14 protein-coding genes are annotated in these 14,412 nt (G+C 35.8%); 4 read left to right on the top strand and 10 right to left on the bottom strand.

The features are described 5' to 3' along the window. Window positions 1-955: N-acetyltransferase (locus ABX784_RS10785; protein WP_372655047.1), on the top strand; the 955-nt coding region annotated here is incomplete at its 5' end. Continuing rightward, on the top strand, window positions 955-1,950 hold the full coding sequence (locus ABX784_RS10780) for an NAD-dependent epimerase/dehydratase family protein (RefSeq protein WP_372655046.1): 996 nt from the start codon (window positions 955-957) through the stop codon (window positions 1,948-1,950). The genes ABX784_RS10785 and ABX784_RS10780, both read left to right, overlap by 1 nt. A gap of 4 nt (window positions 1,951-1,954) precedes the next feature. On the opposite strand, the gene ABX784_RS10775 is transcribed toward ABX784_RS10780, so the two are convergent. Both ABX784_RS10775 and ABX784_RS10770 read right to left on the bottom strand, forming a co-directional pair. Next, window positions 1,955-2,764: a phosphatase PAP2 family protein gene (locus ABX784_RS10775; protein WP_372655045.1), complete on the bottom strand. Its 810-nt coding sequence runs from the start codon at window positions 2,762-2,764 to the stop codon at window positions 1,955-1,957. A 3-nt stretch (window positions 2,765-2,767) separates the two neighbouring features. Next, a complete protein-coding gene (locus ABX784_RS10770; protein ID WP_372655044.1) occupies window positions 2,768-3,382 on the bottom strand; it encodes a sterol desaturase family protein in 615 nt (204 codons plus the stop codon). Window positions 3,383-3,500: 118 nt separating this feature from the next. On the opposite strand from ABX784_RS10770, the gene ABX784_RS10765 reads away from it, so the two are divergent. Further along, entirely contained in the window at window positions 3,501-4,184 is a 684-nt protein-coding gene (locus tag ABX784_RS10765; protein WP_372655043.1) for a hypothetical protein, read from the top strand. Between the two features lie 243 nt (window positions 4,185-4,427). Here the strand turns inward: ABX784_RS10765 and ABX784_RS10760 are convergent, their stop codons facing one another. From ABX784_RS10760 to ABX784_RS10725, 8 genes are all read right to left on the bottom strand, one after another. Next, complete coding sequence (locus ABX784_RS10760; protein ID WP_372655042.1) at window positions 4,428-4,769, bottom strand: Hpt domain-containing protein; 342 nt, start codon at window positions 4,767-4,769, stop codon at window positions 4,428-4,430. An 86-nt stretch (window positions 4,770-4,855) separates the two neighbouring features. Next, complete coding sequence (tyrS, locus tag ABX784_RS10755; RefSeq protein WP_372655041.1) at window positions 4,856-6,127, bottom strand: tyrosine--tRNA ligase; 1,272 nt, start codon at window positions 6,125-6,127, stop codon at window positions 4,856-4,858. Between the two features lies 1 nt (window position 6,128). Beyond that, the gene (gene gltX / locus ABX784_RS10750; protein WP_372655040.1) at window positions 6,129-7,556 is read right to left on the bottom strand and encodes a glutamate--tRNA ligase; all 1,428 of its coding nucleotides are present in this window, start codon (window positions 7,554-7,556) and stop codon (window positions 6,129-6,131) included. Between the two features lie 14 nt (window positions 7,557-7,570). After that, entirely contained in the window at window positions 7,571-9,280 is a 1,710-nt protein-coding gene (locus tag ABX784_RS10745) for a glutamine--tRNA ligase/YqeY domain fusion protein (protein ID WP_372655039.1), read from the bottom strand. Between the two features lie 255 nt (window positions 9,281-9,535). Next, window positions 9,536-10,096, bottom strand: coding sequence for an energy transducer TonB (locus tag ABX784_RS10740; protein ID WP_372655038.1), 561 nt, complete (start codon window positions 10,094-10,096; stop codon window positions 9,536-9,538). A 121-nt stretch (window positions 10,097-10,217) separates the two neighbouring features. Next, window positions 10,218-10,904: a hypothetical protein gene (locus ABX784_RS10735; RefSeq protein ID WP_372655037.1), complete on the bottom strand. Its 687-nt coding sequence runs from the start codon at window positions 10,902-10,904 to the stop codon at window positions 10,218-10,220. Between the two features lie 177 nt (window positions 10,905-11,081). Next, on the bottom strand, window positions 11,082-11,696 hold the full coding sequence (locus tag ABX784_RS10730; RefSeq protein ID WP_372655036.1) for an FKBP-type peptidyl-prolyl cis-trans isomerase: 615 nt from the start codon (window positions 11,694-11,696) through the stop codon (window positions 11,082-11,084). A 53-nt stretch (window positions 11,697-11,749) separates the two neighbouring features. Next, window positions 11,750-13,276 (bottom strand): hypothetical protein, encoded by a 1,527-nt coding sequence (locus ABX784_RS10725; protein ID WP_372655035.1) that lies wholly within the window; start codon window positions 13,274-13,276, stop codon window positions 11,750-11,752. Between the two features lie 136 nt (window positions 13,277-13,412). On the opposite strand from ABX784_RS10725, the gene ABX784_RS10720 reads away from it, so the two are divergent. Next, the coding region (locus tag ABX784_RS10720) for an NnrS family protein (RefSeq protein WP_372655034.1) at window positions 13,413-14,412 on the top strand (1,000 nt) is incomplete at its 3' end.

Genomic DNA, 14,412 nt, shown 5'->3' with positions numbered 1-14,412 from the left:
GATTAAATCTTGGATTGCAGTTAAAGATGGACAAGATGTAGGTCGTATTCAGGCCATAATAAATAATAAACACAATGAATTCCATGGTGAAAACATTGGATTCTATGGTTTTTTTGAAGCAGTAGAAGATACTGAAGTCTTTAAGGAACTATTTACTGTTGCTGAAGAGTATTTAAAATCAGAGGGAAAAACAGAAATGCGAGGCCCTGCGAATCCTTCAACAAATTACGCAGTGGGGACACTAATCAAAGGTTTTGATGATGATCCTCAAGTGATGATGACTTACAACAATCCTTATCACAAGGTTCTCACTGAATCGCTAGGTTATAAAAAGTCTAAAGACTTACTCGCCTATCAGCTTGATCTAAATTTCCAAATGCCAGAAGTGATAGAAAAAATTTCGGCCAGAGCAGAAAAGTCTAATAAAATTACTTACAGAAAAGTAAATATGAAAGATTGGAAGAATGAAACAGATATCCTCTGGGACATTTACAATGATGCTTGGGAGAAGAACTGGGGATTTATCCCAATGCTTAAAGAAGAGTGGGAACACACTTGTAAAGATATGAAATCAATCGTGGACCCTAACCTACTTCTTATCTGTGAAGTGGCGGGAAAACCAGCTGGTTTTATCCTAGCACTACCAGATATTAATCAGGCCTTTAAGCAAATACCAAACGGTAAATTACTACCATTTGGTATTTTAAAATTATTAAATGCCAAGAAATACATGACTCGAATGAGAGTCCTCACAATGGGTGTAAAGAGTAACTATAGAAAGCTTGGGCTTGAATCAATTCTCTACACTAAGACTAAGCAACTTGGACTAGATGCTGGCTACAATGAAGTTGAGATGAGTTGGATACTTGAAGACAACCTCAATATGAATAAGCCACTTTTAAGAATGGGGGCCAAGCCTTACAAAACTTATAGAATCTTTTCAAAGAACTTATAATGAATATTCTAATTACTGGTGCAACAGGATTTGTCGGCTCTCACCTATGTGAGTTACTTACAGAAAAAGGACACAATGTTTTTGGTCTTGTAAGAAACACTACTAAGGCCAAGGAGTTCAATGTTCCTGGTACATATATTACAGGTTCACTCTCTTCAACAGAGCCAAATTCATGGATAGACCAACTTCCAGAGAAACTAGATGCGGTTATTCATACTGCAGGAATTGTTCACTCTATGAAGAAACAAGACTTCTATTCAGTGAATGCTTTAGCGACACAGAGATTAATTTTAGATTTAAGAGAAAATTACCAAGACCTTAAGTTCACACTAATCTCTTCTCTAGCAGGAGCAGGACCTTCAGAAAGAGGACATAAGAAGTCTGAAGAAGATATTCCTGAACCAGTAAGTGATTATGGGCGCTCAAAGAAGTTAGCAGAAAGGTTTACCAAAGAACTATCACCAAGCACTTGGAGTGTTGCGATAGTGAGACCTCCAATGGTCATAGGGCCTCGAGATCCAGCTGTATTAGATATTTTTAAAATGGTTAATAGCTCATTCATAGTGACAGCAGGATTAGATGGCGCAAATAATGAATATAGCTTTGTATGTGTCTACGACTTAATTGAAACGATAACTAAAACACTAGAAAATGATTTTGAATTACCTGAAATCTTCTTTAGCTCTCACCCTAGTGTTATTACAACTGGTCAGCTTTATAATGAAATCAAAAAGCAGGCAAATAAGAAATTCTTATTCAACTTAAGGATTCCTTCTCCTATTATAAGAATGATTGCATTTCAGATAGGTTTTCTTTCTAAGTTTATGAATATTGATATTAGACTAACGCCTGATAAAGTAAATGAACTGCTCCCAAAGGCCTGGACTTGTAAGTCTGGAAAGTCGACATCTCTACTGTCCCAGCAATATAACTGGAACCTTGAGAGAACTATTTCAGGAACATTTGAAGATTATAAAAAAAGAAATTGGCTATAACTTTTTAAAAGTTCCAAACCACACCAGGTCCATAGGCACCATCGTGCCTAATCAATGATAAAGTTGCATCGTGCTCAAATGCCCATTTATAAAATGGGTGGTTATTCTTATACTTTGCCACTTTCCTAACGCCTTCTGACGCAAATGCCATTAAGAAGAATGAGCCCACTACATCTGAAGTGTAGTGACGTGCAGAGCGAACTCTTTGTTTTGCGGCCCAGACAGAGAGAATAGCTGGTGCTACTGCCCAGTATGGCCCATAGAATTGTAATGTTTTAAAGAACAGTCCATAGAATGGAATAACATGGCCCGAAGGAAAAGATGAGTTACCTCTAAAGCCAGTTTCCCAAGAACTTAAATTTTCCCTATCTGGTCTTTCATGTATTTGAACAAAGCTCAATACTCCTGACTCAATTAAGGCCAAGTACATTGAAGAAGCGTACTCCATTGCAAATTGAACAGCTTTCTCATTGCCGTACTTTCTCCCATAGGTATAAAAACCAGCATGTACAACTGGAAAACTAAGAACAACTCCAAAGTCTCCAGCAAGTCTTATATGTCTTGGTGCTTTCCCCTTAGTTCTAGCACTTTCCAAATTGTCCTGATCTTTTTCAAAGGCATACCAAGTTACAGGAGCTGCTGCTCCTAGATAGTATAAGTTACTCTTAGTTTTAAATTGCTCTACAGAGCCTTCTACTAACCAGTTAACTGAAGTTCTCAAATCCTTCCAGAAAGATTCACCTATTTCGGCCTGAGTTGAGAAGTTGAAAAATAGGGCCAGGAGGAATACATTTAAAGTTGGTATCTTAAACATCTCTTAATGTTCCTCTTCTTTAGGACCTGTCATAGTTCTAAAAATGATATCCCATAGTGGAGAGCTTACTCCATACTTCGCTTTTTCATGTCTAAAGTGATGTTGTAGATGAAACTTTTTCAGGTATCTACCAATCTTCCCTGTCATCTTAAAGTGGTGAGTTGCGTAGTGAATATAATCATAACAAAGGTATCCGATAACAAATGAGGACATAAAGACCTCTAAATACCTTCCTGGAACGAATAGTGAAAAGAAACCATACAATAGCGCCATTATAATTATCGCAGGTACAGGAGGCATTACAAGCCTTGTAGGGTCATTGGGGTCATCATGATGAAGACCATGAAAAAGGAATACAAATCTCTTCCCTAAAGGTCCCTTTGCAGGAAAGTGAAACATGTAGCGATGAAGAATGTATTCAGTAAATGTCCAAACGAGTAATCCGATAGCATACCAAGAAATCATTTCTACAAGAGATAGACTATAAGTGGCCTGTCCATTTATCCCCCAGTAAATAGCTACTGGCATCCACAATAGAAGTGGAATAATTGGATGAACATGTGTACATGCTTCAAGTATAGGATTTTTGAAAATTCTTATTGAATTATAGCTTTTCATAGCGGGCCTTAAAAATTGGAATATGTATATTTTAATTGCCAGAAAATATAGAGCTTGTAAATCTGTTGCTTCTTTGAAATGACTTTGTTCAACAAATACTAAAAACTGGATACAAATAGTGAAAATTTTTCTTACCTTATGTCTTTTATTAAACACAATTATTACGCAAGCAGTCATAAGAAAAGAAGACATTCCAGCTCTTGAGTCTGGAAAGCAGATACTTTACAAAGAGAATGTGGAGTCAGGCCCATGGCCAAAGATTCATATCTATCAATTAATCGACGCAACACCTCTAGAGTCACTAGCAATATTTTTGGCGCTCGATCATCAAAAGAACTACCTACCAAATGTAATTGCCTCCACTCCAATTGAACATAAGACTCCTACTGAAGTTTATACAAAATATGAGATGGAGCTACCGTGGCCACTATCAAATTCGCACTACACACATGCCAGTGACTTTAAGAGAGTCTCAGAATCGGAATATTCAGCAAAGTGGTGGATGATTACTTCAGAGAGTGCAGAGGCCGTTACAGGTAGTGCTGAGTTTAAACTATACAACGGAAAAACTCTGATGGCATATCACAGCCTAGTAAAACCTAAATCTATGCTTGCTAGCCTTGTAAAGGGAACAATGATTGAGGATACACTCACATCCATTGAAGCTGTAAGAGTAGAAACACAAAGAGTTAAACAAAGTGATAAAAAGTTACTAGAGAAATATAAAAAAATAATAAATGACGGGCTCAAAGGGATCAATTCTTACCAAGAAATCATACAAAGTCTTTCATCTAAGAAATAAATTAACCCGAGTATTTTTAACCAATAATAAACAGAAAAAATGGTATGTTTTTAATAACGAACACTTACCAAGATTTGGAAAAATTCGTAAAAATAAAAAACGAAAAGAATGAAGTTTTTCCTTTTAAAAAATAGTGGCCGAGGTTAGAATAAATATCAAGCAGAGACAAAAAAAATAATGAGCACTATAAGTCGACGATGGCAACAGGATGATCTGCAATCGTCGATTTTTTTTGCCCACTTTTCACGAAACAAATTCTTTTAAATCCTTCGAAAGCACTTCTAATTCAGCCTCTAGACTAGATAGGAGTTCTTTAGCACGATCAGTATCAATTGTTCCACTCTTTCCCATCTGCTCTAATTCAGAAGAATACTCTACACATTTTTCAGCAAAGAAATTCCCCACAGCACCTTTAAAAGTATGTGCATATAAACGTAAATCAGAGCTCTCATTAGAGTCTATTGCGACCTTAATTGGGGCAATCATACCAGGAGCTTCTTGAATAAAAAGAGTCACTAATTCTTCAAGGATTTCTTTATCATCACCGAAGTTTTCATTTAATAAATCTTGATTAAAACTAGACATATTCCACCTAAATTAAATTTTACTAATTTATCGGAATAATGATTTTTTTCTTGAAATTTATGGCCACATTTCTGTGGCCATAGAGATTATATGAATTTAACTACACAGTAGTTCTTCTTACCTTTTCTGAGCACAAGAGCTGTCTCACTAGCAAGATCAGATTTTGAAAGAGTCTGGTCAGCTCCCTCAATGGCGATATTATTTATATAAATACCTTTTTGATCAACTGCTCTTCTCACCTCTTTTTTACTTTTAAATAGTGGTGTCTCCGAAAGCATTTCTATAACGCTACCATCGTTTAAAAGCTCACTTGAAAGCTCTACTGAAGGCGTATCTTCAAAAATTGAAGCAACATCAGCATCTGATACGTTTTCAATCTTCTCACCAAAGAAGAACTTCGTCGCTCTAAGCGCTGAGTCTAGTCCCTCTTGTCCATGAACAAGTTTTGTTACGTTCTCAGCTAGTGCTTTTTGAGCAAGTCTTAGATGTGGTTCTGCTTCAGTCTTAGACTTAAGCTCTGCAATCTCCTCAAGAGTTAGAAATGTATAATACTTAAGTAGTGCATCTACAATTGCGTCGTCTTGATTCAATAGAAATTGATACATTTTGTAAGGAGAAGTCATTGAAGCTGATAAGAAGACAGCATTTCCAGCAGACTTACCAAATTTATTTCCATTTTGATCAGTAACAAGTGGCATAGTCATGCAATACACTTGGTTTTGATTCATTTTTCTCGTTAAATCTGTTCCTGCAGTCATATTTCCCCATTGATCAGAACCACCAATTTGAAGAGATACATCATGCTTCTTATTTAAAGTAACGTAATCATATGCTTGAAGAACCTGATAAGAAAACTCTGTTAAAGAGATCCCCGCATCACTTTCGATTCTAGACTTAACAGAATCCTTATTAAGCATTTCATTTACTCTAAATCTTTTACCAATTGTTCTTAGAAATTCTAAAAAACCTAGACCTGACCACCAATCAGCATTATTAACTAATACAGCAGAGTTCTCTCCACCTTCAAAGCTAACGAATTGGGCCAATTGATTTTTAATCGCCTCAATATTTTCATTTAGAGTATCCATATCTAATAAGTTTCTTTCCTCACTCTTACCAGATGGATCACCAATCATTCCTGTGGCACCACCAACAAGCATATATGGTTTATGACCTGCTTTTTGAAAACGCATACAAGTTACAATTGTAAAAAGGTTTCCTAATTGAAGAGACTTTGCTGTTGGATCATAGCCACAGTAAAAAGACATCCCGCCCTCGTTAAACTTTTTTTCAAGTTCCTCTTCATGAGAAAGAGCATCGATAACTCCACGTGCTTTTAATTCGTCAAAAAACTTCATTCTACTTCAACCTTTCTTTTACAATTGCAATTGGTGTTAGGGCCACTACAGTTTTTAAATCTGGTCCGTGAGCTCGTCCTGTAAGACATACTCTCATTCCCATAAATAATGGCTTTCCTTTAATCTTTAATTCTTTCTTTAAGTAGTTCATCCACTCTCCAACTTGATCTTCAGTAATAAAGTCACTTGATAGTGCGTCTACTTGAGTTTTTAAATACTCTTTAACTTGTGGAGTCGTCTCCCAAGCGATGGCCTCGTTATACTGGTCATCTTCATCTGCACCTGCATCAAAGAAGATTGGCATAAATTCTTTAATGTCACTAAAGAGTTGAACCTTCTCTTTCATAAGAGCAGCAAACTTCTCTTTCCACTCAGGTGTTTGTTTAGAGAAATCACTATCAGCTCCAAGAGTTGTTTCAAAGCCTTCAGATATTTCTTTATCACTTAGTTTTCTAAGCCATTGCTCATTGAAGAAGTTTAGCTTCTTAATGTCATACATTGCTGATGCTTTAGAAAATCTTGTGTAGTCAAAAACTTCACCAAGCTCTAAGACATCAAAAATATCCGTCTCATCAGGGTGAGACCAACCAAGTAAAGTTAAGTAATTATTTATAGCTTTAGGTAGGTAGCCCATTTCTTTATATTGAGTTACAGAAGTAGCACCGTGACGCTTAGAAAGCTTTTGTCTATCTTCACCACATAGTAAAGATACGTGAGCAAACTCAGGAGGTGTTGCCTCTAGTGCTTCATAAATCTGAAGTTGGCGACAAGTATTATTTAAATGCTCTTCTGCTCTAAATACATGAGTCATTCCCATTTGATGATCATCTACAACACAGCAGAAATTATAAACAGGCATTCCATTTGAACGGATGATAACAAAGTCTCCAACCATATCTTCAGGAAAAGTAACTTCTCCTCTAACTAGGTCAGTGAATGTCCATTTCTTACCTGGATTTTTAAAACGAATAACATGCTCTTCACCAGCGTCAACTCTCTTCTTAGCTTCAGCAGGATCTAAGTCTCTATACTTTCCATGGTAAGCATGTGGGGCTTTCTTTTCTTCATTTGCTTTTTCAGTTAGTGTCTCTAACTCTTCACTCGTTAGAAAACAAGGATAAGCTAGGCCTCGTCCTACAAAGTCCCAAGCGATGTCTTTATAGATCTGCATTCTTTCAGACTGTCTGTATGGTCCAAAATCTCCACCTTTATCAGGTCCTTCGTCGTGCTCAATCCCTAGCCATAGAAGATCAGCAATTTGGGCCTCTTCAAACTCTCTTTTAGATCTCTCTAAGTCAGTGTCTTCAACTCTTAGAATATATTTTCCACCCTTCGCTTTTGCAAAGAGGTAACTATATAGTGCTGTTCTAGCGCCACCAATATGGAGGTATCCTGTTGGTGATGGAGCAAACCTTACTCTTACTGTCATAACTTATTTCCTTTTTAGTTTTCTTTATTTTCTTCTTCTATTTTTGCCCAAGTATCTTTAAGAGTAATAATTCTATTGAATACTTTCTGTTCAGCAGTTGAATCTTTATCAACGACAAAGTAGCCCTGTCTTTCAAACTGATACCTTTCTTCTACTTTTGCAGTTTTTAAACTTCTTTCAACATATGTTTTTATAACTTTAAGAGAGTCAGGGTTTATACTTTCAATGAAAGACTTGTCTTTATTGCTCATAGGGTTTGGAACTGTAAATAGTCGATCGTACAACCTACACTCTATTTCTAAATTTTCAGAGGCAGAAACCCAATTGATAATTCCTTTTACTTTCTTCATTCCCTCGGGAGTGACGCCAGCAAAAGTATCTTTATGGTAAGTACATCTAAGTTCTACAATTTCACCACTATCATCTTTAATAACTTCGTCACAAGTAATCACATAAGCAAACTTAAGCCTTACTGATCCACCTGTTTTTAGTCTAAAGAATTTTCTATTTGCTTCTTCTTTAAAGTCATCACGCTCAATATAAAGCTCTTTTGTGAATGGAACTTTACGAGTTCCATAAGCTTCATCTTGCGGATGGTAAGCGCACTCAATTTCTTGAACGCCTTCATCCCAATTTGTAATAACAACTTTAAGTGGATCTAGTACACCAAAAACTCTTGGAGTCACTGGTCCTAAGCTATCTCTTACATTTGTCTCTAAAGTAGACATTGCAATTGTTCCATCTTTCTTCGTTACACCAATTTGTTCACAGAAGTTTCTTAAGCTCTCTGGTAGATAACCACGTCTTCTCATTCCTGAGATTGTCGGCATCCTAGGATCATCCCAACCAAGAACATGATTTTCATCGACTAATTGCTTAAGATATCTCTTAGACATAATTGTGTACTCAAGGTTTAGTCTTGAGAATTCAATTTGCTGAGGATGAGACTCTGTTCCAAGAGTTTCTAAAACCCAATTATATAGTGGTCTTCTATCTTCAAACTCAAGAGTACAGATAGAGTGAGTAATGTCTTCTATTGAATCTTCGATACAATGAGCGAAGTCATAGATTGGATAGATATTCCACTTATCACCAGTCTTTGGATGATGAGCTTTTTTAATTCTATAAATAATAGGATCTCTAAGATTGATATTTGGAGAGCTCATATCTATCTTTAAGCGAAGAACCATCTTTCCTTGCTCAATCTCTCCATTTTTCATTTTTTCAAAAAGACCTAAGCTTTCAGCAGAGTCTCTATTTCTAAAAGGACTATCTTTTCCAGGTTCTGTCAGAGATCCTCTGTACTCTCTTGCCTCTTCAGGTGAGAGTTCACAAATATAGGCCTTATCCATTTTAATTAACTTGATAGCGTATTCATACATTTTATCGAAGTAGTCAGATGCGTAGAAAAGATTTTCTCCCCAATCATATCCAAGCCACTTTACGTCTTCCTGAATGGAGTCAATATATTCAATATCTTCTTTTTCAGGGTTAGTATCATCAAATCTTAAGTGACACTCAGCTTTAACACTGTCACTAGCGTATGACTTTGCAAGTCCAAAGTTTAAGCAGATAGATTTCGCATGACCAATATGTAGATAACCATTTGGCTCAGGAGGAAATCTAGTAATTACTCTAGCTCCATTTTTTCCCGACTCGAGATCTTTTTCAATAATACTTCTTATGAAGTTAGTTTTGACCACTTCAGTGTTTTCTTCGGCCATTTCAGTCACCTTCTTATAAAATTTTTTAAGTACCGATTATAACTAATAAACATAGAAGTGTCAGTCTACTTTTGATCTGTTTATAGCTAAAGATGCTAGAATTAATGGGTGTTTCAAAGAAATACAGTGAGAATGGATCGAGACATCTCAGTCTAAGTAAAAAATAAAGTTGTAAGACTCTTCACATAGGGACAAATCTTCCTACGCCGCACGTCAGCAGGAGGGCTTTACTAAAGTTTTTAATGAATAGTTAGTCTAGATATTCTGAAGTGAGAATACAAATGGTTGATGATTTTGAGACTTTACGGCCTTCCCATCAACTAGTGCTGGAGAGAACTTCCATTGCATTGCAGTTTTTTTGGCAGCCTCATCAAGAACTTTAAAACCGGAACTTTTTAAAACGCTCACCTCGTAAGGATGACCAAGTTCATTAATAAGAATTTTTACAACAACACTTCCTTCAATACCTCTTTTAATGGCCATTCTTGGATAGCGAGGCTTAGGAGCATGCATACTTTCTTTATTAACCTTTGTTTTCATGATTGCGGCCTGAGGCTTAGTCACCTCTTGCTCAATAACAACTTCTTTCTTTGCCACTAACTTCTTAGACTTCTTTACTAGCTTTTTTTTCTGAATTGGCTTCTTAGTAACTCTTTTAAGCATATTTAATTTAAGCTTTGCTTCTGAGTTAGAGATTGAAACTTCGGATTGTACAGTGACTGGAGCGGACTTAGCGTTAAATAATACAAGAGCATGCATCGCTAAAGCAAAGCCGAGGCTTATTTGAAACGATTTATCTCTAGTTATGCTAAACACTAATTCTCCTATAATAATGCGATGAGAAAGTTATATAAAAAATCTGATTGATTAACAATTTAAAAATTTTACACTCAATCCTTAAGTTTGACCAGTCAAACGAGAGCTTAAGCAATAGATTTTAATCAGTGTTAGTCATAGAAAAGTCTAACGCTCTTTTAAAATCAATAATTTCGCTCTTTTTCTTATTTTTAATATTGTAAGAAAAATTATTTAGAAATAGGTTATCAGTTGCAACCCAAGAGCTTTTTCTAAATTTCTCCCCAGAGAGTAATTCAAAATCTAATACGTAGTAAGTACTTACTATCCCTTTATAGTTACCCTTTTTAGAGCTTACCTTTGAGGCACTTTTACAATGATTAATACTGCTACACAGCTCTTCAGGAGAGGTAGAAGTAGCAATTCTCTTTCTAAAAGTATTAGTCAATTTCCTAAGGGAGTAAGTTTTAAGGGTGGTTTCATTTACGCCAAAAGTACTTGGGCACTGTCGACTATTTCTTTGGCTTGAACGCTCAGTCTTTGTAATTGTCAATTCGATTGAGTCACCGGGTATATCAAGAGAGCTGATATACACTCTAGTTCGAATGAAGTAGCTACACTTTCTTTTAGTAGAAATACTGATAACTTTTGGAACTTCATACTCAACAAAGTTTCCAACCTCGATGCTTTTATCATAGCTAGAGCGTTCAACTAGCTTAACCACTTCTTCAGTGTTCAAATTGCCGACTACTGGAGCGGGTTGAATTTCATTCTTAGTGCCACACCCACTTAAAAACATAAGTGTGATAATCAATGAAAATATTCTCATACGCGTCTCTCATTGCTGCTAGGCGTTTGCCTATTTTAGAAATTAACGCATCCTAGCAGTTCATTTATTAAAATGTAAGAGATACTAAACAAAAAGAAGTGTTACCGTGAATACAGATACTTAGATGAGGAAAAAGTTACAATACTCACTATAAAAGTGAGTATTGCACTTAATAAATTACTTTACTGAAACAAGCTCTACATCAAATAATAGAGTTGAGTTTGGTGGAATAACTGGAGGAGATCCAGCTTCACCGTAAGCTAGGTTAGCAGGAATAAATAGTTGCCACTTAGAACCTTCACTCATTAATTGAAGTGCTTCTGTCCAACCTGGAATAACACCATTTACTGGGAAGTCTATTGTTTGACCTCTTTGATAAGAAGAATCAAATACGCTTCCATTAATCAGCTTACCTTCGTAGTGAGCTTCTACAGTGTCAGTGTTTGAAGGAGTTTTACCACTACCTTCAGTTAAAACACGGTACTGAAGACCACTCTCAAGAGTTTTGATTCCTTCTTCTTTTGCATTATTTGCTAAGAATTCAGATCCCTCTTTAAGATTTAAAGTAGCTTCTTTTTCCATTTTTTCTGCTTGTTTACTTTGCATGTAAGCTTGAAAGCTCTGCATAGTTTCTTGCATTTCTGGTCCAGTAAGCTCAGATGGCTCACCGTTGAATGCTTTCTCAAAAGACTTGAAGAAGGCCTCTAATTCTACAGTTATTCCCTGCTCCTTAAAGTCACTTCCTATTTGTTGACCCAGCACGTAGCTGACTTTATTCCAATCAACGCTCATAAATACTCCCTATTTTTTTAAAGGGGCATCATAGGATATGAGCGCTCTATTGTCTAATCTATCGTTTTATTTAAAAATTCTTTAACTCTTCGCATATCTTCAGCGTAAGGAACTGCATTATTGATAACTTCTTTCGCCCACTCGCGTTGCTCAGGAGTCGAGCTAGCACTCTCTAAAGTCTGCTTGGCCTTATTTTCTTTTGCTATTCGTGCCTCACGCTTTTTATCGTAGTCTACAATCTTCTTTCCCTCTTTAATTGGTTGATCATAAGACATTCCACCAACTGGTCTTGCAGAAGGAGTCTGAGGCATAAAAAGGTAATCTACTCTTTTAACGCCAAGCTTTCTATTCTTTCTCTTAGACGAAAATTGCTTTACGTAAGCGTTGAATGCTGGACGAGGAATATAGTGTTCAGGATCCTCTCTTAAAGCGTAGCTAACAGTTCTAATTGTATTTAAAGTTCCCTCTGTACCTGCATGACGTGCACCAATACCAAGTGGATTTACTAGAGCTAAATTTTGAATATCTAAAAGAGAGTTAAAAAAGTTCTTATGTGCTCCCTTAATTCCAACTTTAGCAAGAGCATCATTAGAAGTTGTCGTGCAGTTGTAGCCGGGAGTTATTTCTAAACCTTTAAGTGTTCTAGCTTTGTGATTTTCGACTTCAAGATAATCTCTTATATACTTGAGCTTATCTTTTGAAACTCCGTATACAAATAAAGTAAAGGTTGGTCTATAGTTTTGTTGTCCTTGAATAAAGTGTCCAAAGTAGCTAACTAAATCAGTGTTACCAGCTAATACTTCCTTTGGGCCCTCAAAATAGAAATTAGAAACCTCACCTTTTATAGACATATCATCTTGAACTATACCATTTCCAACAGTGAAGTGACCACCAGCAGCTCCAGGAGCATCGCCCTGCCTACCACTGAAAGTTATTATTAAAACAGACTCTCCAGGATATACTTCCTTCTTAGATTCAAAAAGTGATGCTCTATAAGGCTTTGTTGATTGAGAATTAATATTCTTTGCCATATCTTCAATAATGAATTCTTCAGGGTTTGATTTGAACCCTTGAGGTACATCAAATTCAGATTGAGAATCAGCAGATAGTAAGTCATTTTGTACAATTGCATTCATAACAAAATAATTTTCGTCGTAACTACCTTGGGCAACAATACTTTTTCCAACAAAAGACGCTTTAGACTTATCATCAAAACTTATATTATAAATCTTCTTAGTTCTTCCAAACTTAACTTTCTGATCATTAATATACAGTTCACCATCTTCACTTCTTTTAAGTGTTCCTACAAGTTCACTATTACCAGCAACAATAACTGGCGCTTCAGAAGTAACAACTTTATTGGAAGTGATATCTCCACTAAACTCAAAAACATAATTTGGTGAATTTAAAATTTTTTCATCAAGAGTAAACTCAAATTCTTTGCTTATCTCAACGACTCTAGTTTTATCTTTAGACGCTAAAAGTATTTCATTAGAGGATTTAGATAGTGTCCCTCTAATCGTTCCCATTTCTGCAAAAGTAGATGAAATAGTTATAAGTAAGAGTAAAAATATCTTCATTTAATCTCCAGTAATTGCTCATTAAGTAGTAATTATCAGGTATTATTGGATTACTAAGTTATTGATAATCTTTTATACTAGTCGTATAAATAATAAACAAAGAAAAACCGTTGACTCTGTAATAATGAAGTACTTTATGAACTTTTTTAAGCTACCATTTCGATCATTTTTTACACTCGCCGCCCTAAGCGCAATTTTAGTGCCAATGTACTTTGTAGGAATCATCGTTAATGGTTACTTTTTGAGTGAAAACTTAATGTTGGTTAACTACTGGCATGCTAATGAGATGATTTTTGGGTTCACTACTGCGCTTCTTTCTGGATTTATACTTACGGCCGCTCCTAAGTGGGCAAAGAAATCTCCAGTTACCCCCATATGGATTATCACACTGACACTTTTATGGTTATTAACAAGAGCACTCTTCATATATCAGTACTCAGTTAGCACTCTATATATTTCTTCAATAAGTATAATCATATTACTAATGCTCAAAGTATTTATAACGTTGAAGGGAAACAAGAATGTTTTTGTAATTTTGTCACTTCTGACTATTTTTCTCGCATGTCAGGTAAGCTTTATCCATGCAGCAATAAACGAATTAGACATGGTTATTGAGAGCACATATACTGCCGCTTCATTTGTTATCTCTTCGTTTTTGATTATTTTTTCAGGTAAGTTAATCCCTTTCTTTGTAAATTCAAAATTAAATACAAGTCTTAATCAGAATATGAAATTTGACCTGTCTATAGTTCTGACTTCCTTAATCATGACTTTAGCGACAATAGGATCTTTAAGCATTATTACTTCTATAACTTCATTAGCTTGCTTTATATTACTTAGTATCAGAATGAAGAGGCTTTATGTAAAAGAAATAACTTCAATTCCTATGTTATGGATTCTATATATAGGCCATATTTGGCTTAATATATACTTTCTACTAGCATCGCTAGGCTCATTTATAGATTTATTAGATCAAGGTAGAGCTATCTTTCACGGCCTTTACGTCGGGGCCCTAGGGACATTTGCCATAGGGATGATGACGAGAGTTTCTCTTGGACATTCAGGACTGCAGATGAAAGCGACTAAGATGATAAAGCTCTCGTTTTATTCAATGACTCTAGGGTCAGTATTACGTG

Source organism: Halobacteriovorax sp. (genome assembly GCF_041587335.1).
Taxonomy (GTDB): Bacteria; Bdellovibrionota; Bacteriovoracia; order Bacteriovoracales; family Bacteriovoracaceae; genus Halobacteriovorax.
The sequence above is the reverse complement of the archived record's forward strand: the minus strand, read 5'-3'. Positions and strand labels throughout refer to the sequence as shown.